We start from the raw sequence: 21,212 nt of genomic DNA on the forward strand, positions 1-21,212 counted from the left end.
GTGCCGGACCTTTTGGCTAGGCGCCCGAGAGAGCCTGTCGCAAACGTCAAATTCGATGCCCGACGCCGGTCCAACCGCTAGGCTGGAGGACTGACACGGGGTGCCGCGCACGGGCCGGCTGAGATCCAAACCCGTTGAACCTGTCCGGTTAGCACCGGCGAAGGGATGTCCTCCTTGTCATCAGCACTGTCATCAGCACTGTCATCAGCATCACTCCTGCCCGCACCCGCGGCTGGCGCCGACTCACTCCGGGAAACCGTGCCGGCGGCCGTTCCGACGTCCCGCGAGGTTCCCCGGGTCCTCGCCATCGCCGGGTCGGATCCGTCCGGCGGTGCAGGCATCCAGGCCGACCTGAAAAGCATCGCGGCCCACGGCGGCTACGGGATGGCCGCAATAACCGCCCTCACCGCCCAGAACACCACCGGCGTGCGGGGCGTGCACGTTCCACCGGCTTCCTTCCTGTCAGCGCAACTCGAGGCTGTCAGCGACGACATCCACGTGGACGCCGTGAAGATCGGCATGCTGGGCGATGAACAGGTGATTGCCGCAGTCCGCAGCTGGCTCGAAGAGGTGCGGCCCGGCGTCGTGGTTCTGGATCCGGTGATGGTGGCCACCAGCGGTGACCGCCTCCTTCAGGAGGCTGCGGAAGCAGCTCTCCGGAGATTGTTGCCGCTGGCGCATCTGGTCACCCCCAACCTTCCCGAACTTGCCATGCTGCTCGGGGAACCGGAAGCCGAGGACTGGGCAGCCGCCCTGGAGCAGGGCAGGCGGCTGGCGGAGCAGACCGGTGCCACGGTCCTCGTCAAGGGCGGCCACCTGAACGGCTCAACCTGCCCGGATGCCCTCGTGAATACTGCCGGGCTGCTGTCGGCGGAGGTGGTGGAGGTTGCCGGCGAGCGGATCAGCACGCGCAACAGCCACGGCACCGGGTGCTCGCTGTCCTCGGCCATGGCCACGGCTCAGGCTCGGCTGGGCGACTGGGAAGCGGCACTGCGGGTGGTCAAGCCCTGGCTGGCCGGAGCCCTCCGCACGTCCGGGCAGCTTGAAGTCGGCACCGGCAACGGGCCGATCAACCACTTCCACCACCTGGCCCAGCCCGAACCTCAGGGCGGGTTCGCGGAACTGCTGCGCGCAGAGACTGTTGCAGACCTGGACGCCATCTATGGCCTCGGCTTCATCCGTGGCCTGGCCGACGGCACCCTGGCGGAGAAGGAATTCGCGTACTACCTCGCACAGGATGCCATCTACCTCAACGGCTACTCCCGCGTCCTGGCCAGGGCCAGCGCGCTGGCACCAACCGAGTCCGAGCAGCTGTTCTGGGCGCGCTCCGCCCAGCAATGTCTGGAGGTTGAATCGGAACTGCACCGCAACTGGCTCAGCACGCGCGCCGTGCAGACGGAGTTGGGCCCCGTCACGAAGTCCTACGTCGATCATCTGCTGGCGGCCTCGGCGGGCGGCAGCTACGCGGTGCTGGTCGCCGCGGTCCTTCCTTGCTTCTGGCTGTACGCCGAGGTGGGGGAGACCCTGCACGCCGAATACCTGGCTGCCGGGGCGCAGGCCGGGCACCCGTACGCCGAGTGGCTGCGGACGTACGCCGACGAGGAGTTCGCTGCCGCCACGCTGCAGGCCATCGAAATCGCCGACGGCGCTGGCCGGGCCGCGTCCGCGGGGGAGCGCGAAGCGATGATTACCGCATTCCGGCAGTCCTGCCGGTACGAGGCGGAATTCTTCGACGCGCCGAGCCGACACAGCTGAACGGAAGCGGGCGCCGAGCCCGGTAAGATAGTCGCGCACGGCATTGGATGTCCGGAACAGCGCCCCTGTGGTGGCTATCACGGACGACCCGCCGGTGCCAGCCTCATTTGCGGCCGACGACGGAATTAGCGTATTCTGGATCTTCGGTGCTTACGCCAACACTTGGGTTATGACCCGGGATCGTCCACTCGGACTAATTCCTGGGATAGCTCACGGGTTCCCCCGGGCAATCCACGGCGTTGAGGCACAGCGAGAACCAGGCCAATTTCCGGACCCGGGTTCCGCACGCAAATTTAGTAATAAACGTCGAGAGAAGTGAGTTCCCAAGTGGTGTACGCGATTGTCCGCGCAGGCGGCCGCCAAGAGAAGGTTTCCGTTGGAGACTTCGTTACCCTGAACCGCGTCGCCGGTGGAGCTGGCAGCACCATTGAGCTGCCCGCACTGCTCCTGGTGGACGGTGACAAGGTCACCTCCGCAGCTGCGGACCTGGCCAAGGTAACTGTTACGGCTGAGATCCTCCAGGACCTCCGTGGTCCGAAGATCGTCATCCAGAAGTTCAAGAACAAGACCGGTTACAAGAAGCGCCAGGGTCACCGTCAGGAACTGACCAAGGTCAAGATCACCGGCATCAAGTAACCCACCGGTTACTGACCAGGTTCCCCGCAGTCTCAGAATTAAAGGCAGGCATTTCAAATGGCACACAAAAAAGGCGCGAGCTCCACTCGCAACGGTCGTGACTCCAACGCCCAGTACCTCGGCGTCAAGCGCTTCGGCGGCCAGGTAGTTTCCGCTGGCGAAATCATCGTCCGCCAGCGCGGCACCCACTTCCACCCCGGTGCGGGCGTTGGCCGTGGCGGCGACGACACCCTGTTCGCTCTGCAGGCAGGTGCCGTTGAATTCGGCACACGCCGCGGCCGTCGGGTCGTCAACATCGTTGCTGCTGCAGCTGCAGAGTAACAACAAGTTCTGAACCGGTGGAGCGGGCCATGATGGCTCGCTCCACTGTTCTTTTAACCGCATTACAATCGATTTGGACGTCCAGGACGGCCGGATTAAGCAATAGAGGAGATTCACGTGGCGAGCTTTGTAGACCGGGTAGTACTGCACGTATCCGGCGGTACCGGCGGCCACGGCTGTGTCTCCGTTCACCGTGAGAAGTTCAAGCCGCTCGGCGGGCCCGACGGCGGCAACGGCGGCGACGGGGGCGACGTCATCCTGCGCGTCGACGCACAGACCACCACGCTGTTGGACTACCACCACGCCCCGCACCGGCACGCCACGAACGGCGGCCCCGGCATGGGCGACTGGCGCGGCGGCAAGAACGGCGAAACGCTGGTCCTGCCCGTTCCGGAAGGTACGGTCGTCAAGACCAAGGACGGTAAGGTCCTGGCTGACCTCGTCGGCGAAGGCACTGAGTTCATCGCGGCCTCCGGCGGCCTGGGCGGCCTGGGCAACGCGGCGCTGTCTTCGCAGAAGCGCCGGGCGCCAGGCTTCGCGCTGCTCGGGATCGAGGGTGACGCCAGTGACATTGTCCTGGAGCTGAAGTCGATCGCCGACATTGCCCTGGTGGGTTTCCCCTCCGCCGGCAAGTCGAGCCTGATCGCGGCCATGTCTGCCGCCCGCCCGAAGATCGCCGACTACCCCTTCACTACTCTCATCCCGAACCTTGGCGTAGTCCAGGCCGGCGACGTCCGCTTCACCATTGCCGACGTTCCGGGACTCATCGAGGGCGCCAGCGAAGGCAAGGGCCTGGGCCACAACTTCCTCCGCCACGTCGAGCGCTGCGCGGCTTTGGTGCACGTTTTGGACTGCGGTACGCTGGAATCTGACCGAGATCCGCTCTCCGACCTCGCAATTATCGAAACCGAGCTCGAAAAGTACGCGGTGGACTCGAGCTACGCTGGTACGAACGGCGAAGTTGTTCCGCTCAATCACCGGCCCCGGCTGGTGGCACTGAACAAGGTGGACCTGCCGGACGGCAAGGACATGGCCGAGTTCGTCCGGCCGGAGCTGGAGTCCCGCGGCTACCGTGTCTTCGAAATTTCAGCCACGAGCCACGAGGGCCTGCGCCAGCTTGGCTTCGCCATGGCAGAGATCGTCAAGGCTGCCCGCGACAGCGTCGAAGCCACGCCACCGAAGGTGCACGCACCGGTACTTCGGCCCCGCGCCGTCAACGAGACCGGTTTCCGGATCCGCCGCGAGGAGAAAAACCTGGAGCCGCTGTTCCGCGTTCTGGGCGAGAAGCCCGTGCGCTGGGTCAAGCAGACGGACTTCACCAACGAGGAAGCCATTGGCTACCTTGCCGACCGCCTGGCCAAGCTTGGAGTCGAAACCGAGCTGTTCAAGCAGGGCGCCAAGCCCGGCGACACCGTGGTGATCGGTGAGGACGACGGCGTGGTGTTCGACTGGGAGCCGACCATGATGGCTGGTGCCGAGCTGCTGGCTTCGCCGCGCGGCACGGACGTCCGGTTCGCAGATATCGGAGACCGTCCTACCCGCAGCCAGAAGCGCGAAGAGCAGATCGAACGCCGCGACGCGAAGGCAGCGGCGCGGGCCGAGCTGGAAGCCGAACGCAAAGCCGGCATCTGGACCGAGTCCGTCAGCGCGCGCCGGGCTGCCCGGCCCCTCAAGGAGAGCGGACTTAACACCGAACATGAGGAGTGAACCCGCACACGTGACCGATACTTCCGCAGTTGTCATAGAGGAACCCAAGATCGACGACCGCAGCATGCTCGCCAGGGCGCGCCGCATTGTGGTCAAAGTAGGATCGTCGTCCCTTACCAGCATCAAGGGCGGAATATCGGAGGAGGCGCTCACCGGGCTTTCGGATGTGCTGGCCGCCAAGTGCAATGCGGGAACCGAGATCATCCTCGTTTCTTCCGGTGCCATTTCGGCCGGTCTCGCGCCCCTGGGCCTGGCCAAGCGTCCCCGGGACCTCGCCACGCAGCAGGCCGCGGCCAGCGTGGGGCAGGGCCTGCTGATGGCACGGTACACGCACGCCTTTGCCGCCCACGGCGTCACGGTCAGCCAGGTGCTCCTCACCGCCGACGACCTCATGCGGCGCAGCCACCACCAGAATGCATTCCGTGCCCTCAACCGGCTCCTGAATCTCGGCGTCGTACCAGTCGTCAACGAGAACGACACCGTCGCCACCCACAAGATCCGTTTCGGCGACAACGACCGCCTGTCAGCCCTCGTGGCACACCTTGTGCGCGCCGACGCGCTGGTGCTGCTGTCCGACGTCGACTCCCTGTATGACGGCCCGCCCGCCCAGGGCGCCAAGCGGATTCCCCAAGTGGACGGTCCGGAAGACCTCGACGGCGTCTCCATCGGCAAGACCGGCAAGGCCGGCGTGGGCACCGGCGGCATGCAGACCAAGGTGGAGGCGGCCCTCATGGCCGCGGATTCGGGCATCCCGGCGCTCGTCACGTCCACCTCGAACGCCGCAGCGGCGCTGGCCGGTGATGACGTTGGAACCTGGTTCACCGTTAACGGCGCACGCAAGTCCGTCCGGATGATGTGGCTCGCCCATTTGGCCCACGTTCAGGGCCGGCTGTTCCTTGACGCCGGCGCCGTCCGGGCCGTGCGGGACAACCACACCTCGCTCCTGCCCGCCGGCATCACCTCCGTCGACGGCAGCTTCGAAAGCGGTGACGCCGTCGAAATGGTCTCCCCGGACGGTACCGTCGTCGCCCGGGGCCTGGTGAACTACTCCGCGGCCGAACTGCCGCAGATGCTCGGACGGTCCACCGTGGAGCTGGGCGAGGCCCTGGGCCGCGGATTCGACCGTGAAGTTGTTCACGTTGACGACCTGGTTCTGGTCTAGGCGCCGGACTCGCCTAGACTTGAATGATGACTGAGGCACTGATGAACCAAGCAGCTGAGACATCCAACGACGCTACGACGGTCCCCACCCTGCCGGCAGACAGCCAGCCCACCCCGGCTGACGTCGAGGCGGCCGTCTACGCGATCGCCGACCGTTCCCGCCAGGCCGCCCGCAGCATGGGCCGCGCCAACCGTGCCTGGAAGGACAAGGCCCTGCGCGCCATCGGCAGCGCACTGCTCGCGAACAGGCAGCAGATCCTCGCCGCCAACACCAAAGACGTGGAAGCGGGCCGCGCCAACGGCACCTCTGCCGCCCTCCTGGACCGGCTGACCCTCAGCGACACCCGCATTGCCGCCCTCGCCGCCGCCCTGGAGAACCTGGCCGGGCTGCCCGATCCCGTGGGCAATGTGGTGCGCGGACAGACCCTTCCCAACGGCCTGCGCCTGCGCCAGGTCAACGTCCCCATGGGCGTTGTGGCTGCCATTTACGAGGCCCGTCCCAACGTAACAGTGGACATCGCCGGCTTGGCGCTCAAGAGCGGCAACGCCGTGATTCTCCGCGGCGGTTCGGCGGCAGCCTCCACCAATGAGGCACTTATCCGCGTGCTGCGCGATGCACTGGAATCCGTGGGCCTGCCGGCGGATGCCGTGCAGACCGTGGACCAGTACGGCCGCGAGGGCGCCAACGTGCTCATGCGTGCCCGCGGGCGCGTCGACGTGCTGATTCCCCGCGGCGGCCGCGAACTGATCCAGACCGTCGTCAACAACTCCTCCGTGCCGGTCATCGAGACCGGCGAGGGCAATGTCCACATCTTCATCGACGAGTCAGCCAGTGAAGACATGGCGGTGGAGATCCTCCTCAACGCCAAGACACAGCGCCCCAGCGTGTGCAACACGGTGGAGACGCTGCTGGTGCACTCCGGCTCCACAGTCCTCCCAGCCGTCGCGGCGGCACTGACCAAGGCGGGCGTCAGGCTGCACACCGATGACCGCGTCCGGGCAGCGCTCCCCGCATCGGTTGAGTCCCTGCCGGCCACTGATGACGACTGGGCCACCGAGTACATGGACCTGGACCTGGCCGTGGCCATGGTGGACAGCCTGGACGACGCCGTGAAGCACATCCGGACATGGTCGACGGGTCACACCGAAGCCATCCTGACCAACGACCTGCGAAACGCTGAGCGCTTCATCGCGGAAATCGATTCCGCTGCAGTCATCGTGAACGCGTCCACGCGGTTTACCGACGGCGGCGAGCTGGGCCTGGGTGCCGAGGTGGGCATCTCCACGCAGAAGCTTCACGCCCGCGGCCCGATGGGCCTGACCGAGCTGACAACCACGAAGTGGATTGTCCAGGGCGAGGGCCAAGTCCGCTCCTGACATAGCGGTAACATTAGTAAAGAAGTCCGGACCGGCGGGAATTTCCGCCGTCGTCATCCTTTTTATTCCTAGGGGAGAAAATGCTGCTCCAGCAGATTGCCGCGTCAGTTGCCGAACACGAGGAGAGGGCGCCCCTGTGGGCCGAGCCATGGGTCTTCGGCCTCTCGATGTTTTCCATCTTCGTGGTGCTGATGTTCGTCACCCTCTCCTACGGCAACCTGGGCAAGCGCCACACCGCAGTTGATGAGCACGCAGACCCGCACCGCCAGCACCCCAACAAGCACGACCACGGCCAGGGCCACTAAGATTTCCGCCGCACTGCACCACAAGGATACGCAGCGCCGGCTGCGGCTGGGCGTGATGGGCGGAACGTTCGACCCCATCCATCACGGCCACCTTGTGGCCGCCAGCGAGGTGGCTGCCAAGTTCGGACTCGACGAAGTCGTATTCGTGCCCACAGGCCAGCCGTGGCAGAAGTCCAGCAAGAAGGTCAGTGAGCCCGAACACCGTTATTTGATGACGGTGATTGCCACGGCGTCGAACCCCCGGTTTACCGTCAGCCGCGTGGATGTGGACCGTCCCGGCCCCACGTACACCATCGACACCCTCCGCGACCTGCGGACCCAACGGCCCGACGCGGACCTGTTCTTCATCACCGGCGCTGACGCCCTGGCGCAAATTCTGTCGTGGAAGAACATAGACGAGCTGTGGTCCCTGGCCCACTTCGTGGGAGTTACCAGGCCGGGCCATGAACTCGACGGCATGGGCCGCAAGGACGTCAGCCTGCTCGAGGTCCCCGCGATGGCGATCTCCTCAACCGACTGCCGCGCCCGCGTTGCCGCCCACAACCCCGTCTGGTACCTGGTGCCGGATGGTGTGGTGCAGTACATCGCTAAATACGGGCTCTACGCCGCACCGGCCGGGAACAGCAGCTCCGAAACTACCGAGACAAACGATCCAGCCAGCACTGAATGAGTTTGAGATGAGTCAGGAACAGCAACCGATCCGCAGCCGCCGGGAACTGCGCAAGGCCCGGGATGAAGCCTCGGCCACGAACCGGAACGCCGCCCCTCCGGGTGCCGGCGAGTCAGCCCCTGCCTCGAAACCACCTGCTTCAAAAGGTCCCGCCTCAAATCCGCCTGCTTCGAAGCGTCCGGCCCCCGCGGGCCAGGCCGCGGCAAGCCCCGGGGCGTCCGCTTCCGTAGGCGCGGACAAGACTGACGCTTCGCGTGTCGCCGCAGACAGCGGGCAGGAAGATGCCACCGGGCGCGTGCGCCGGGTAGCGCCGGGCCCCGTTGACTCCGCTCCGGCCGGTTCAGCCGCTGAGCGCTCGTCACAAATCCGTGCCCGCGACAGGGCGGCCCTGCGGACCATCAAGGAGCTTGCCGAAAAGGAAGAGCAGCTTGCCGGCGGTGGTCCGCCCACGCGCCGCCAGCTGCGGCTGATGCAACTCAAGGAACAGGCCGTTACTTCGGCAATGCCCGTCGTGCAGCCGGCCGACGGCGGTGCCTCCACCGGGAAATCGCCCGCTTCTTCGCCTGACTCTTCGTCCGGTATGGCCGGCAACCCGGCCACTGCATCCAAGCCGGCCGGTCAGCCCTCCAGCGGTCCCGGACCACGGCCCGGGAAGCCGGCGGGGGACGAGCTGCCCGAGGGCATGACGGTGGAGCAGGCCCTGGAGGCGCGTGCTCTCCTCGCGGAACAGGCTAAGAATCAGATCGCCAAGATGGAGCACATCGCGGCGACCGACCCTGAAGCAGTAGATCCTGAAATCCTGGCCCAGCAGATTGCCTTGGCCGAGCGGGCCGCCGTGCTCAACAAGCGGGCCAGGGCCAAGCAGAAGCTTGCTGAACAAAACACGCCGCAGCAGAGCGGACAGAATGGTCCGTCCACCGCCAGCAATCTCGCCATGGTGACGCCGCTGGAATTTGAACAGGTGCCCGGCGTCGACCGCCCCGTCATGAAGCGGCCGGCCACCTCGCATGTTCCCCTGGTGACCAACCCCGGACCGCGTGTCCCGGCCCGGGGCAACCGGGCCGCCAAGGCGTCCCGCTCGGGCGCGCCGTCCAGCGGGCGGTCGCGAGTCATCGCCCGGGCGGAAGCCGCGGCGCGCTCGGCAGCTGCGCCTCCGGCCAGCAGCCGCCAAAATGCCTGGACCGAAGAGTCCGGCGAAGACGTCACGGCTCTGCCGCCGGTGTCTGCCAAGTCCGCCTACGGGCTGGAACCCCTGGACGCAGCGACGGCCGGACTCGCCCGGGCCAACCGGCTGCGGCTGATCCAGCTCGGCGTCCTGGCGCTCGGCGCCATCGCCCTCGCTGCCGGCGTCATCATGATCATCAGCGGCCTTTCACGCTGACTTCATTCAGTCCCACCACCTACGCTTTTCATCACCACAAGGAGTCCCGTGACCGCATCCGAATCGTCCGTCACCATAGCCCGGCACGCAGCCAGGGCCGCGGCGGACAAGATCGCCCAAAACATCGTCGCCCTCGACGTCAGCGAACGCCTGGCCTTGGCGGACGTGTTCCTCATTGCCTCGGCACCCAGCGAACGCCAGGTCAACGCCATCGTCGATGGCATTGAGGAGGAACTCATCAAGCAGGACCTCCGCCCGGTCCGCCGGGAAGGCCGTTCTGCCGGCCGCTGGGTCCTGCTCGACTACGCCGACGTCGTCATCCACGTTCAGCACGAGGAGGACCGCGTCTTCTATGCCCTGGAGCGTCTCTGGAAGGACTGCCCGGTAGTGGATCTGCAGCTGGGAGACGACGCCTCGGCAAAGGCCGGTGCTGCCGCCGAGCAGGAGTAGGCCAGCGACCGAATATGCCCGATTTGGAATTTTCGGAAACGCTGTTCTAAGATATTTGAGTTGCTTCGGAGAGATCCGGACAAAAGAACGGATTCCAACGGCCCTGAGCCGAAGGTCCGAAGCAGCAAGAATACGGGGCTGTGGCGCAGCTGGTAGCGCACCTGCATGGCATGCAGGGGGTCAGGGGTTCGAGTCCCCTCAGCTCCACCGGATAATCCGCCGGAATCGTTAGATTCCGGCGGATTTTTGTTTGCCCGAAAGCAGCATTCAGACGGCTTTTCCGGCCCGCCGGGAACGTGACGGACGCCACGTGGCGTCGATTCGCATCTTGGCAGTTTCTGGACTACGCTGGTCGGGTTGCTTCGGGAAATCGCAAAGATTCCGGAGAAACGGCTTGGGGCTGTGGCGCAGCTGGTAGCGCACCTGCATGGCATGCAGGGGGTCAGGGGTTCGAGTCCCCTCAGCTCCACCAAGTAGCCGCCGGATCATGGAACAAACCATGACCCGGCGGCTTTTTCCGTTAAAGCCCGCGCTGCCGGTGCCGCGAATCTTTGACGAATCTTGGATATTCATTGGGCACGTCTTTCCCGCTTTGCCTCTAGAGTGGAGCCATGAAAACGGGAGCGGCCCTGGTGCTGTCCGTTGCAGGGATACTCGCAGCGGGCTCGGCGGCCCTTGCCGTCAATACACAGGTGCTCAGCGTTTCGCCCACCGGCACCGGAAACGCCAATGTAGTCCTCCTGCCGAACGGTTCCGTGCCTCCTGGCACCACCGCGGGTCCGAAGGCCTCGCCACCTGCGACAGGCGCGCCGGCCGGCGCACAGAAAACGGCCACTCCGGCGAAATCCAGCCCCGCAAGGCCCGGCTCCGCACAATCCGGTGCAACGGCATCAAATGCGGCCAAAGCCAATCCGGCGAAGTCCGCCCCGGCAACTGCGCCCGGGACTGTCGGCGGTTCCGCAACTGCACCGTCGTCATCGGGCCCCGGCGGCGGGTCGGCCGGCGGAGCGGTGACCGTTCAACCCGCCCCTGCCACGGGCGGCGTGGTCCCTGCTGGGCCCGGAGACGACAAGGGCGGACTCCGCAAGGCGCCGGAGCCAGGCGATGACAGCGGCGGCCACGGCGCCGACGACTGAACACCGGCGACGGAACACCGGCGACTGATCACTGACGGCGGATCAGCGGCGTCGGGCCTGCGTTTGCTGCTGCTAATGCACCCTTTCCTGCGCACAGTTCCCTGCGCCCTGCCTGCCCTGTCGTACCGGCCTGCCCTGTCGTGCCTTCACTCTCCTGCCTGACTGGTGGGACCCGGGAGGGCGGTTCGGGATAGGGAAAACCGCGAGGGCAACCTTGGACAAGTCTTGGATTTCCTCTGCACCCATCCTCGACGTCGAATTTCTACTGTGGAGCCATGAAAACAAAAGCAGCCCTTGCACTATCCATCGCCGGCATCCTCCTCACCGGAGGTACCGCCTTCGCCGCCACCCAGACGCTGAGCAACTCGGGCGCGCATTCCAGTGACGACGCGCCGAGCGTCCTCGTAACGGACGACTCGGCCACCAGAACCCCCGCCGTAGGCTCCGGCACGGCCACTGCAAAGACAACTGATGACACACAAGCCGACGACAACAAGGCATCAGCGGCCAAGAAGTCGTCCAAGCCTGCCGAAGCGGGTGACGACAAGGGAGGCCAGCGGACCGCCACAGAGTCCGGCGACGACAACGGCGGAACCGCGGCAGCGCCGGCGGAGAATCCCGCCGGCAGCGGTTCCGCCTCCGTTGAACCGGGTGACGACAAAGGAGGACTCCGGACCACCCCGGAGCCCGGCGACGACAACGGCGGTCTCCGCTCAGACCAGGCTCGGGTTGCGGAACCCGGTGACGACCACGGTGGACTGCGGACGACTCCCGAGGCCGGCGACGACAAGGGCGGGGACCGGAAGGCCGCTGAGCCCGGCGACGACAGCGGTGGCAGCGGCGGCCACGGCAGCGACGACTGAGAAACGAGACAACCAACCAACAGCATGGAAGGTCCTCCTGCACCTTGGCGTCCAGGAGGACCTTCCATGTGCCTGGGTCGGACGGCGCCTAGGATGTACACGTGGAGCGGATAACGAGCCGGGGGAGCGGCACTTTTGGGCGGTGACACTTTTGGGCGGTGACACTTTTGGGCGGTGACACGACCCGGAACGCCGACGTCGTGGTCATCGGCGCCGGGCAGGCAGGTCTTTCTGCCGCCTTCCACCTGGCCCGCCGTGGCTTTACCCCCGCCCCGGCCCGAGGACAGCCGGCGGACATGGAGCAGCCAGCGACGGCAGCCGGTCCGGGACGGACCTACGCGGTGCTGGACGCCGAGGACGGGCCCGGCGGAGCGTGGCGCCACCGCTGGAAAAGCCTGCTGATGGCCACGGTGAACGGCATCAGCGACCTTCCCGGAATACCGCAGCCGGACGTCGACCCAACAGAGCCGAGTTCCGCCTTCCTCAGCCGCTACTTCGCCGCCTACGAACGGCAGGTCGGCCTGGCCGTCGAACGGCCCGTCAAGGTGCTCGCCGTCGAACGCGAAGATGCTGATCCGGGCGGGCGGCTAAAGATCACCACGTCCGACGGCGGTTGGACGGCCCGAGCGGTCATCAACGCCACCGGAACCTGGACCAGGCCGTTCTGGCCGATCTATCCGGGCCAGTTCACGTTCGGGGGCCGTCAGTTGCATGTGGCTGACTATGTGTCCGCGGAGGAGTTCCGGGGCCTGCACGTCATCGTTGTGGGCGGCGGGATTTCCGCCGTCGGGCTGCTGGACGAAATCTCCAAGGTCACCTGGACGAGCTGGTTCACGCGCCGGGAGCCGGTATGGCGGGAGGGGTTCGACCGGCAGGCCGGGCACGCCGCCGTCGCCCTCGTGGAAGACCGCGTACGGCAGGGACTGCCGCCGCAAAGCGTCGTGGCGGCTACCGGGCTCATCTGGACTCCGGCGCTCCGGGCGGCAGCCGCGCGCGGCGTGCTGGACCGGCGGCCGATGTTCACCGCGATAGAACCCGGCGGCGTCCGGCTGGCGGACGGCGGGTTCCTCGCGGCGGACGTGATCCTGTGGGCCACCGGCTTCCGTGCCGAACTGGAACATCTGGCGCCGCTGCATCTGCGGGGACCAGGCGGCGGGATCGCCATGGAAGGAACCCAGGTGGCGGCGGAGCCCCGGGTGCATCTGGTGGGCTACGGCCCGTCGTCGTCCACCATCGGCGCAAACCGCGCAGGCCGTGCCGCGGTGACGGAAATCCTCCAACTCCTGGCGGCCCCCGCGGGCGCGACGGATCCACGGTAGATTTGCACAGGCGGATTTCTGCCCCGGTAACGTAAGCAACCGGCAACAAGCAAGGAAGAGGCGGCGGCAACACGTGACTGAAAACGGTCTTGGCCAGGTACTGGGCTTGCTTCGAAGGCACCCGGATGTCGAGGCCGCCAACCTTCAGGCGTGGGACGCCACCGACTCGCTCCTCCTGGAGGCGGCGTCGGGTCTGCTCACCCCGGACAGCACGGTTGCCGTCATCGGGGACAACTACGGGGCGCTCACGCTCGGGCTGCTGGCCGGCGGTGCCGGCCAGGTGCCGGCCGAGGTGAAGGTGCACCAGGACCTGGTTACGGGGGAGCGGGCGCTCCGCAACAATGCGGCAGCGCTGGGAGTTGCGGCAGGCTTTGCCCCGTTGCCGCTCGGCGCCGAACTGCTGACCGGCGCGGACCTGGTGCTGCTGCAGCTTCCGAGGACGCTCGCCGAACTCGAGGAGATCTGCGACGCCGTTGCCCGGCACGCTCCTGCAGGCGCCGTCCTGATTGCCGGCGGCCGGGTCAAGCACATGTCACTGGGCATGAATGCCGTGCTGGGCAAGCACTTCGGTAAGGTCCAGCCGCAGCTGGCCCGGCAAAAATCACGGCTTCTCATTGCCTCCGGCCCGAAACGGGCGGAGGCAACCCCGCCGTACCCAGTGACGGAACACAACGCCGAACTCGATCTCGACATCTGCGCACACGGTGCCGTTTTCGCAGGCACCCGCCTGGATATTGGAACCCGCTTCCTGCTGTCGTTCCTGCCGGAGATCCCCGCCGCCGCCACGGCCGTGGACCTGGGTTGCGGCACCGGGATCCTGGCAGCAATGTATGCGCGCCGGCACCCCGGAGCCGGGGTCATCGCCACGGACCGGTCCGCGGCCGCTGTGGCCTCGGCAAGGGCGACTGCCCGGGCCAACGGCCTGGCCGCCAGCATCACGGCCGTCCAGGATGATGCAATGAGCACCCTTCCGGCCGGAAGCGCGGACCTGATCCTCCTGAACCCGCCGTTCCACCTCGGCTCCAGCGTCCACGCCGGCGCGGGGCTGAAGCTCTTCGAAGCGGCGGGCCGGGTGCTGGCGCCCGGAGGCCAGCTCTGGACAGTATTCAACAGCCACCTTCGCTATGTGCCGGCGCTGGAGCGGCTGGTTGGTCCCACCACGGTGCGGGGCCGGAATCCCAAATTCACCGTGTCCGCCAGCGTCAGGCGGGCCGCCGGATGAGCGCCGACAGCCGCCGTCGAACCACCCAGTGCCGCCGTGCGCGTGGGGCGTACCCGTTACCCGGGGCGTAACGTACGATTCAGACATTGATAGTGGCCAACAGCAGATGATAGGGGAATCCTTGACCGAGATCCGCCAGCCCTCGCCGAGGCGCGGAACCAACCTGCCCCGCATGGGCGACTTCAACCTGACTGTCATTCTTGATGCGATCCGCCGTGCCGCTGCAGGGCTCAGCCGCGTGGAACTGGCCCAGATCGTGGGACTGTCCCCGCAAACCATTTCAAACATCTCCCGCCGCCTGCTGGACCAGAACCTCATTGTCGAGGCGGGCAAAGAGGGCAGCGGGCCCGGCAAGCCACGGACCATTCTTCGCCTGAATCCCGCCGGCATGTATGCGGTGGGTGTGCACCTGGACCCTGCCGTGGCCACGTTCGTCGTCCTGGATCTGTTGGGCGCAGTGGTCCAGCATTCGAGCGTGAAAACGCCGGACAGCTCCCGGCCCGAGGCTGTCATTACCGCCATCGCCGCCGAAATCGACAAACTGATCGAGGCCTCGGGCGTGGACCGCGCCAAGATTGCCGGCCTGGGCGTCGCGGCTCCCGGCCCCATCGACCATGACAACGGCACAGTGGTGGAGCCGCCGCTCCTTGACGGCTGGGACAGTGTGCCGCTGCGGGATGCGCTGGCCGAGGCCACAGGCCTGTCCGTGCTGATGGACAAGGACGTCACCAGCGCCGCGGTCGCCGAAACCTGGGCCGGCGGGGCCAGCGGTGCCGGCAGCTTTGTTTTCATGTACATGGGCACCGGCATCGGCTGCGGCATCGTCCTCAATGACGAGGTGGTCCGCGGCACGTCGGGCAACGCCGGCGAGATCGGCCACATTATCGTTGACCCGGACGGAGCCCCCTGCGACTGCGGGCTGCGCGGCTGCGTCAAGTCCACGTGCATTCCCCAGGTCCTCGTCGCGCAGGCCCAGGCCGCCGGCATCCTGGCTGAGCCCGGCACGGCCACCAGCGGCCCTGCGGTCCAGGAACGGTTTGCCATGCTCTGCGAGGCTGCCGACGCCGGAAACAGTGCAGCGGCGGCCATCATCGATAAGTCCGCTGAACTCGTGGCCCGGGCGGCGTCTGCGGTGGCCAACACCCTGGACGTGGACCGTGTGGTATTTGGCGGGCCCTTCTGGCCGCTGCTGTCCGGACGCTACCTGGAGAAGATCCCGGGCCTGATCCAGCAAAGCAGCGACGCCGGCAACATCCACCCGGTCGAAGTGGTGGGCACAGGCGTGGGGCAGGATGTGGGAGCCGTGGGTGCTGCCTGCCTGGTCCTTGAGCACACCCTTGCGCCCCGGGCCCAGCGGCTGCTTCTTGAGGGCTGAGCCTGCCAGCGGACCAAGGCCGCCCGTAGGCTAAGCCTCAGTCGATGTCTTCGAGGATCGTCCCGTAGGGAATCGTGTCGTCGAGGTGTGCCTGGTGTCCCCGGGGAACAAAGAGCACCCGGACGCCATGCAGCTGGTCCGCTGCCGACTGAAGAAGGACCGGACGGACCATGTCAACGAAGCTCGGGTCCTTGCCGACGAGGTATTCCTCATAACTGGCTGGTAGCTGGATCATGGCATCAGGATAGACCTCTTCATGCGACAAGGGGAGGGAGGCCAAGCGGGCCTGCCGACGCCCCCTCCCCGTTGTCCGGACGCTCGGGCTGATCAGTAGCCGGGCTGAACAGTCGGTTTATCAGTAGCCGGGCTGCTGGCTGGCCCGGACGTTCCGGTGGCAACTTCAGCCTGGTCCGTCTTCGCGTAGACGGTCTTGCTGACCTGGTAGGCATGCGTGTCCAGCTTGAGCGCCTCCTGGTTGATTTCGTTCAGCTTGGCATCGGTAAGCTGTTCGATCTTGGCGAGCTCCAGCGTCTCCTGGTTGTCGCCGCCCACAGCGGTCACCTTCACCAGGCCCGTTCCAGCCGAGTAGAACTTCCGCTGGTGGCCTACTGCCGGTTCCAGCGGGTTCCGTTCGTCAATCACCAGCACATCGTCATAGCAGCCCGTGGGGACGCACACATGGTCGTTCTGCTTGAAGACCTGCCCGCAGTCCAGGAAGTCGACGCTCGCCGCATGGGCCTGGACGTAACTGGGCGTGCTGGTCTGGGGGTCTGCCTGCATGGCGATGCCGGCCTGTGCCTCATCCAGGCTATGGATGAAGGTGGCGGGAGCACCGGTGAACTTACCGTTTTCATATTCCTCGGGGTATTCACCAAAGAGCCAGACGGTGCCGCTGTTGGTCTGGGCGAAGAAGGCAAGTTCGGATTCCACGAGCTCGTCGCCGGCGTAGTCCCGGTCCCACATCACCTGGGTCTTTACCCCGTCGATAACCTTGGTCAGTCCCGTCACCGTATGCACCACGGTACGTTTAATGTCTCCTTCTGCACTCTTGACGTCTCCCGTGGTGCTGTACTGCATGCCCGGCTTGAGCGGGAACCATTTGTTGTCCACGTTGGGGGACGGCTGGAACTGGGAGATGTCAAAATTGATCGCGGACCCCGGACCGCAGAGCTCGTCCGCGCCGGCTGTCCCGGTCGCGCCGGCAGAGGCCGAGCCCGAAGCAGTCGCCGAGGCCGACGTCGCTGTCGGTGAGGCGGCTCCGGAGGTGGCCGGCGGAGCTGTGTTGTTCTGCGCTGCGCAGGATGTCACGGTGGTCAGCGCCAGGAGGAGCACGAGGGCGGAGCCCGGGGCGGACGGTGGTTTGTGAAGCTGGAACATCTCGATGGCCTTTCGCCGTGGGGATTTCTGGCTTCCAGCAACTCCACCGCGCCGTCAGTGCCGTGCCCGGTCCGCAGCGGAACGCTGGCAAACCGCGCCCTGCCAGCGGGCGAATCTCGGGACGGTGCGACGCAGGCCGTGCGATGGGCGCGGATAATGTTCTCTCGGGACGATTCACCGAGGAAGAACCAGAAGGAGCATCCAGCCTCCTCAACCTGAGACCTTGCCGAATCCGATACGACGTGACAAAAGGATGGACTAATTTCCGCGGTTTGAAAAGGGCCTCGGGGGCCTTGCCCGGCCGGTTCGCTGTGGCCAAACACCGTCAGGGCCCCCTTGGGCGAAGATAATTCTGAACGGGCAATCCAATCTGGCGTAAAGCAGCGTCTTAATTCGGCGTCAACTTGAAGGCGTGCCCGGACGGCTTCTAGAGTTCTTTACAAGTTACCGAGGTAACGTGTCAGCGATCCTCCGCTGCGGTGAGCCGCCTGCCGGCCGCCAAGGAGGGTGTGGGTGCCCCCATGTGGGCCTGACATTTGCTCACGGTGGACTTCTTTACAGGCGTAACAGTCGCGGCTGCGCCCTGCCGAAGTCCGTCCCGTGTTCCCCAAACTCAATTCATTGACCGCATGCTGCAGGGGCTTCCCGCCACCGCAGCGCAGCCTTCAATGGCCCATAGCCAAGGACGCAAATGTCACCGCCAAGCCTTATAGACACACACCCAAATCTCTCCGACACCGCACCGGTGGCGCTCTCCTATGAGCTGTTCCCGCCGCGTTCGCCTGCTGCCGCCGAGACCCTGTGGACCACCATCCGGGAACTGGAAGCCACCGACCCCGACTACGTGTCGGTCACCTACGGTGCCAGCGGCTCCAACCGGGACACCGCCGTCGAACTCATCAACCGCCTGGTGCTGGAGACCACCCTCCGCCCGCTTGCCCACCTGACCTGTGTTGGGAACACGCCGACGGAGCTCGCGGAAATCATCGGTGAACTGCTCGACGCCGGCGTCCGCGGCATCCTCGCGCTCCGCGGGGACCTGCCCAAGGACAGCGGCGAACCGGTCAGCGGCTCCCTGCGCTACGCCCAGGACCTGATTGAGCTCATCCGCCGGGTGGAGCAGCGGCGTTCCGCCCTGCTGTGCGCCGGAAAGGTTGCCGTTGGTGTGGCGGCCTACCCGACGCGGCACCCGGAATCGCCGAGCGAGGCGCATGACGTCGAGGTGCTGCTCGCCAAGCAGCGGTCAGGTGCCGACTTCGCGATCACCCAGGTGTTCTTCCACACCGACCAGTATGCGGACCTCCTCACCAGGGCCCGCAGGGCCGGCGTCACCATCCCGATCATCCCCGGTGTCATGCCGCTCACCAGCCTCCGCAGGCTCAAGCGCCTTGGCGAGCTGACCGGCGTCGAGCCCGCACCCGAGCTCATCGAGCGGATGGCCGCGGCGGATACCGACGCCGAACGGCTCCAAATCGGCGTCAGCGCAACGGTGGATCTGGCCAACGCGGCCCTGGACGCCGGTGCACCCGGACTCCACATTTACACGTTCAACGAGCACCAGAGCGCGCTGGAGGTGCTGGACAAGCTGTCGCTCGCCCGGCCGGCCCGCTCCACGAGTCGCCTGAACGCGCTGGCCCGGCGCCAGCTCGCCAGCTGACCGCACTCCTCCCCGAGACATTCAGAGCTTTCCCAACGATTCAAGGAAATTCACATGACTGAACAGACTCCCGTGCAGAGCACGCCCTTCCCGTCCGCGTCCATCCTCGGCTACCCGCGCATTGGCCGCCGCCGCGAACTGAAGAAGGCCGTGGAAGCGTACTGGGCCGGCAAGATCGACGCCGCTGCCCTTGACGCCGCCGCCAAGGAAATCCAGCTGGGCACCGCCAAGCGCCTGCAGGGCCTCGGACTCACCGAAGCCTCCGCGGTTCCGGGCACGTTCTCCTTCTATGACCAGGTGCTCGACGCCGCCGCCCACGTCGGTGCCGTTCCCGCCCGTTTCGGCAACCTCCTCAACGCTGAGGGACAGCTGGACATCGACGGCTACTTCACGCTGGCCCGCGGCAACAAAGAAGAGCAGCCGCTGGAAATGACCAAGTGGTTCGACACCAACTACCACTACCTCGTGCCGGAAATCGGCCCGGAGACCAACTTTGCGCTCACGTCCAACCGGATCGTTGAAGAGTTCGAATACGCCCTCGCCAACGGTGTGGAGACCCGCCCATACATCGTTGGCCCGGTCACCTTCCTGCTCCTGAGCAAGGCTTCCGACGACGCCCCCGCCGGCTTCAGCCCGCTGTCCCGCCTCGAGGACGTCCTGCCGGTCTACACCGCGCTGCTCGGGAAGCTGGCAGCTGCCGGCGCCAGCTGGGTCCAGCTGGACGAGCCCGCCCTGGTTGTGGACCAGGACACCTCCGCCGAGGAAATCCAGGCTGCCGTTGCACGTTCGTACGAGGTCCTTGCCGCTGCGGCCAGCCGCCCGCAGCTGTTCGTCTCCACGCCGTACGGCGCACTGAACGGCCAGCTCGGCACCCTCGCCGCTACCGGCATCGACGCCCTGCACATTGACGTCTTCAAAGGTGAGGTTCCCTCCGCGGCGGCACTGGCTGCGCTGGGCACCAAGACCCTCGTGGCCGGCGTCGTGGACGGCCACAACATCTGGCGCAATGACCTGCAGGCCTCGGCCAACAAGATCGCCGAGCTGCAGAAGTCGGTGGCCAAGCTGGCCATCAGCACCTCCACTTCCACCCAGCACGTCCCGCACGACGTCGAGGAAGAGGCCCAGCTGTCCGAGCAGCTCCGCAGCTGGCTGGCATTCGCCGACCAGAAGGCCGTGGAAGTTGTGACCCTCGCCGGTCTGCTGACCGACGCCGATGCCGTCCAGCCGGCCATCGACGAGGCCACCCGCGTCATCGCTTCCCGCGCCGCCGCCGAAGGTGTCCGGCGTGCCGACGTCCGCGCCCGCACCGCCGCCCTGACCCCGGCCGACTTCAACCGCTCCGAGTACGCGGTCCGCGAAGCCGCCCAGGAAGAGGCCCTGCACCTGCCGCCGCTGCCCACCACCACCATCGGCTCCTTCCCGCAGACGTCCGAAATCCGTTCGGCCCGTGCCCGCAACAACAAGGGCGACCTCACCAACGAGCAGTACGAGAAGCTCATGAAGGACGAGATCAAGCGCGTCGTCGACCTGCAGGAAGAGCTCGGCTACGACGTCCTGGTGCACGGCGAGCCCGAGCGCAACGACATGGTCCAGTACTTCGCCGAGAACCTCGAAGGCTTCGACGTCACGGTCCACGGCTGGGTCCAGTCCTACGGTTCACGCTGCACCCGCCCGTCCATCCTCTGGGGCGATGTCACCCGCAGCGCCCCCATCACGGTGGCGTGGGCGGAATACGCCCAGTCGCTGACCAGCAAGCCGATGAAGGGCATGCTCACCGGCCCGGTCACCATCCTGGCCTGGTCCTTCGTCCGCGACGACCAGCCGCTGGGTGAGACCGCCAACCAGGTTGGCCTGGCCCTGCGCGACGAAATCGCCGACCTTGAAGCCGCCGGCATTAAGATCATCCAGGTTGACGAGCCTGCCCTGCGCGAACTCCTCCCGCTGCGCAAGGCCGACCAGCCTGCGTACCTGGACTGGTCCGTCAACTCCTTCCGCCTGGCCACCGCCGGTGCGGCTGACGCCACGCAGATCCACACCCACCTGTGCTACTCCGAGTTCGGTGTGATCATCGACGCGATCGACGGCCTGGACGCCGACGTGACCTCGATCGAAGCAGCCCGCTCCCGCATGGAGGTCGTCCATGACCTCGAGTCCCACGGCTTCGGCCGCGGCGTCGGACCCGGCGTGTACGACATCCACTCGCCGCGCGTTCCGGGCGAGCAGGAAGTCACCGAACTGCTGAGCACCGCCGTGAAGCACGTTCCGTCCCGCCAGCTCTGGGTCAACCCGGACTGCGGCCTGAAGACCCGCGGCTACGCCGAGACCGAAGAGTCCCTGCGCAACCTGGTCGCGGCCACCAGGACGGTCCGCGCGGAACTGCTGGAAGCTGCCAAGTAGCAAAAGCAGCGCGAACGAACCGGCGCCCCGCCCCCCAAAGTGTCGGGGGCCCGGGGTGTTTTATCAGTGTTTTAGAATACCAAAACCAGTGGAATTAAAAAAA

Annotated in this window: 19 protein-coding genes, 2 tRNA genes and 1 riboswitch; of the genes, 19 read left to right on the plus strand and 2 right to left on the minus strand. The window is 66.3% G+C overall.

What is annotated here, in order from left to right:
- The first annotated feature begins 86 nt into the window (after positions 1 to 86).
- Positions 87 to 183, plus strand: a riboswitch (TPP riboswitch).
- A 75-nt stretch (positions 184 to 258) separates the two neighbouring features.
- The 17 genes from thiD to ACFQ50_RS22760 all read left to right on the plus strand — a co-directional run bounded on the left by thiD (position 259) and on the right by ACFQ50_RS22760 (position 15,678).
- Positions 259 to 1,755, plus strand: a complete 1,497-nt coding sequence (gene thiD / locus ACFQ50_RS22680) for a bifunctional hydroxymethylpyrimidine kinase/phosphomethylpyrimidine kinase (protein ID WP_377997877.1) — start codon at positions 259 to 261, stop codon at positions 1,753 to 1,755.
- Positions 1,756 to 2,082: 327 nt separating this feature from the next.
- Entirely contained in the window at positions 2,083 to 2,391 is a 309-nt protein-coding gene (rplU, locus tag ACFQ50_RS22685; protein WP_003803420.1) for a 50S ribosomal protein L21, read from the plus strand.
- Positions 2,392 to 2,448: 57 nt separating this feature from the next.
- Complete coding sequence (gene rpmA, locus ACFQ50_RS22690) at positions 2,449 to 2,712, plus strand: 50S ribosomal protein L27 (protein WP_003803426.1); 264 nt, start codon at positions 2,449 to 2,451, stop codon at positions 2,710 to 2,712.
- 117 nt (positions 2,713 to 2,829) lie between these two features.
- The gene (gene obgE, locus ACFQ50_RS22695; RefSeq protein WP_377997862.1) at positions 2,830 to 4,419 is read left to right on the plus strand and encodes a GTPase ObgE; all 1,590 of its coding nucleotides are present in this window, start codon (positions 2,830 to 2,832) and stop codon (positions 4,417 to 4,419) included.
- A 64-nt stretch (positions 4,420 to 4,483) separates the two neighbouring features.
- Positions 4,484 to 5,581, plus strand: a complete 1,098-nt coding sequence (gene proB / locus ACFQ50_RS22700; protein ID WP_377997878.1) for a glutamate 5-kinase — start codon at positions 4,484 to 4,486, stop codon at positions 5,579 to 5,581.
- 26 nt (positions 5,582 to 5,607) lie between these two features.
- Positions 5,608 to 6,957 (plus strand): glutamate-5-semialdehyde dehydrogenase, encoded by a 1,350-nt coding sequence (locus ACFQ50_RS22705; RefSeq protein ID WP_377997863.1) that lies wholly within the window; start codon positions 5,608 to 5,610, stop codon positions 6,955 to 6,957.
- A gap of 80 nt (positions 6,958 to 7,037) precedes the next feature.
- A complete protein-coding gene (locus ACFQ50_RS22710; protein ID WP_377997864.1) occupies positions 7,038 to 7,262 on the plus strand; it encodes a hypothetical protein in 225 nt (74 codons plus the stop codon).
- The gene (gene nadD, locus ACFQ50_RS22715; RefSeq protein ID WP_377997865.1) at positions 7,201 to 7,932 is read left to right on the plus strand and encodes a nicotinate-nucleotide adenylyltransferase; all 732 of its coding nucleotides are present in this window, start codon (positions 7,201 to 7,203) and stop codon (positions 7,930 to 7,932) included. The genes ACFQ50_RS22710 and nadD overlap by 62 nt, the downstream gene beginning before the upstream one ends.
- A gap of 7 nt (positions 7,933 to 7,939) precedes the next feature.
- A complete protein-coding gene (locus ACFQ50_RS22720) occupies positions 7,940 to 9,313 on the plus strand; it encodes a hypothetical protein (RefSeq protein WP_377997866.1) in 1,374 nt (457 codons plus the stop codon).
- 48 nt (positions 9,314 to 9,361) lie between these two features.
- Positions 9,362 to 9,763, plus strand: coding sequence for a ribosome silencing factor (rsfS, locus tag ACFQ50_RS22725; protein WP_377997867.1), 402 nt, complete (start codon positions 9,362 to 9,364; stop codon positions 9,761 to 9,763).
- A gap of 134 nt (positions 9,764 to 9,897) precedes the next feature.
- Positions 9,898 to 9,970: transfer RNA gene (locus ACFQ50_RS22730), tRNA-Ala, on the plus strand.
- A 189-nt stretch (positions 9,971 to 10,159) separates the two neighbouring features.
- Positions 10,160 to 10,235, plus strand: a tRNA-Ala gene (locus ACFQ50_RS22735).
- 139 nt (positions 10,236 to 10,374) lie between these two features.
- A complete protein-coding gene (locus ACFQ50_RS22740; protein WP_377997868.1) occupies positions 10,375 to 10,899 on the plus strand; it encodes a hypothetical protein in 525 nt (174 codons plus the stop codon).
- A gap of 275 nt (positions 10,900 to 11,174) precedes the next feature.
- Complete coding sequence (locus ACFQ50_RS22745) at positions 11,175 to 11,762, plus strand: hypothetical protein (RefSeq protein ID WP_377997869.1); 588 nt, start codon at positions 11,175 to 11,177, stop codon at positions 11,760 to 11,762.
- A 158-nt stretch (positions 11,763 to 11,920) separates the two neighbouring features.
- Positions 11,921 to 13,081 (plus strand): NAD(P)-binding domain-containing protein, encoded by a 1,161-nt coding sequence (locus tag ACFQ50_RS22750; RefSeq protein WP_377997870.1) that lies wholly within the window; start codon positions 11,921 to 11,923, stop codon positions 13,079 to 13,081.
- Between the two features lie 73 nt (positions 13,082 to 13,154).
- Positions 13,155 to 14,303, plus strand: a complete 1,149-nt coding sequence (locus ACFQ50_RS22755; protein WP_377997871.1) for a class I SAM-dependent methyltransferase — start codon at positions 13,155 to 13,157, stop codon at positions 14,301 to 14,303.
- A 121-nt stretch (positions 14,304 to 14,424) separates the two neighbouring features.
- Entirely contained in the window at positions 14,425 to 15,678 is a 1,254-nt protein-coding gene (locus ACFQ50_RS22760; protein ID WP_377997872.1) for an ROK family protein, read from the plus strand.
- A gap of 37 nt (positions 15,679 to 15,715) precedes the next feature.
- On the opposite strand, the gene ACFQ50_RS22765 is transcribed toward ACFQ50_RS22760, so the two are convergent.
- Entirely contained in the window at positions 15,716 to 15,913 is a 198-nt protein-coding gene (locus tag ACFQ50_RS22765; RefSeq protein ID WP_377997873.1) for a hypothetical protein, read from the minus strand.
- Between the two features lie 92 nt (positions 15,914 to 16,005).
- Positions 16,006 to 17,055 (minus strand): hypothetical protein, encoded by a 1,050-nt coding sequence (locus tag ACFQ50_RS22770; RefSeq protein WP_377997874.1) that lies wholly within the window; start codon positions 17,053 to 17,055, stop codon positions 16,006 to 16,008.
- 691 nt (positions 17,056 to 17,746) lie between these two features.
- On the opposite strand from ACFQ50_RS22770, the gene ACFQ50_RS22775 reads away from it, so the two are divergent.
- Positions 17,747 to 18,712, plus strand: coding sequence for a methylenetetrahydrofolate reductase (locus ACFQ50_RS22775; RefSeq protein ID WP_377997875.1), 966 nt, complete (start codon positions 17,747 to 17,749; stop codon positions 18,710 to 18,712).
- 54 nt (positions 18,713 to 18,766) lie between these two features.
- A complete protein-coding gene (gene metE / locus ACFQ50_RS22780) occupies positions 18,767 to 21,109 on the plus strand; it encodes a 5-methyltetrahydropteroyltriglutamate--homocysteine S-methyltransferase (protein ID WP_377997876.1) in 2,343 nt (780 codons plus the stop codon).
- Positions 21,110 to 21,212: the final 103 nt, after the last annotated feature.

It is taken from the genome of Arthrobacter sp. NPDC056493 (assembly GCF_042795115.1).
GTDB lineage: Bacteria > Actinomycetota > Actinomycetes > Actinomycetales > Micrococcaceae > Arthrobacter.

Bases quoted from the DNA above. Each gene is read 5' to 3' on its own strand.
- rpmA (WP_003803426.1), top strand. From the start codon at position 2,449: ATGGCACACAAAAAAGGCGCGAGCTCCACTCGCAACGGTCGTGACTCC.
- proB (WP_377997878.1), top strand. From the start codon at position 4,484: ATGCTCGCCAGGGCGCGCCGCATTGTGGTCAAAGTAGGATCGTCGTCC.
- ACFQ50_RS22705 (WP_377997863.1), top strand. From the start codon at position 5,608: ATGACTGAGGCACTGATGAACCAAGCAGCTGAGACATCCAACGACGCT.
- ACFQ50_RS22710 (WP_377997864.1), top strand. From the start codon at position 7,038: ATGCTGCTCCAGCAGATTGCCGCGTCAGTTGCCGAACACGAGGAGAGG.
- nadD (WP_377997865.1), top strand. From the start codon at position 7,201: ATGAGCACGCAGACCCGCACCGCCAGCACCCCAACAAGCACGACCACG.
- ACFQ50_RS22720 (WP_377997866.1), top strand. From the start codon at position 7,940: ATGAGTCAGGAACAGCAACCGATCCGCAGCCGCCGGGAACTGCGCAAG.
- ACFQ50_RS22740 (WP_377997868.1), top strand. From the start codon at position 10,375: ATGAAAACGGGAGCGGCCCTGGTGCTGTCCGTTGCAGGGATACTCGCA.
- ACFQ50_RS22745 (WP_377997869.1), top strand. From the start codon at position 11,175: ATGAAAACAAAAGCAGCCCTTGCACTATCCATCGCCGGCATCCTCCTC.
- ACFQ50_RS22765 (WP_377997873.1), bottom strand. From the start codon at position 15,913: ATGATCCAGCTACCAGCCAGTTATGAGGAATACCTCGTCGGCAAGGAC.
- ACFQ50_RS22770 (WP_377997874.1), bottom strand. From the start codon at position 17,055: ATGTTCCAGCTTCACAAACCACCGTCCGCCCCGGGCTCCGCCCTCGTG.
- ACFQ50_RS22775 (WP_377997875.1), top strand. From the start codon at position 17,747: ATGTCACCGCCAAGCCTTATAGACACACACCCAAATCTCTCCGACACC.
- metE (WP_377997876.1), top strand. From the start codon at position 18,767: ATGACTGAACAGACTCCCGTGCAGAGCACGCCCTTCCCGTCCGCGTCC.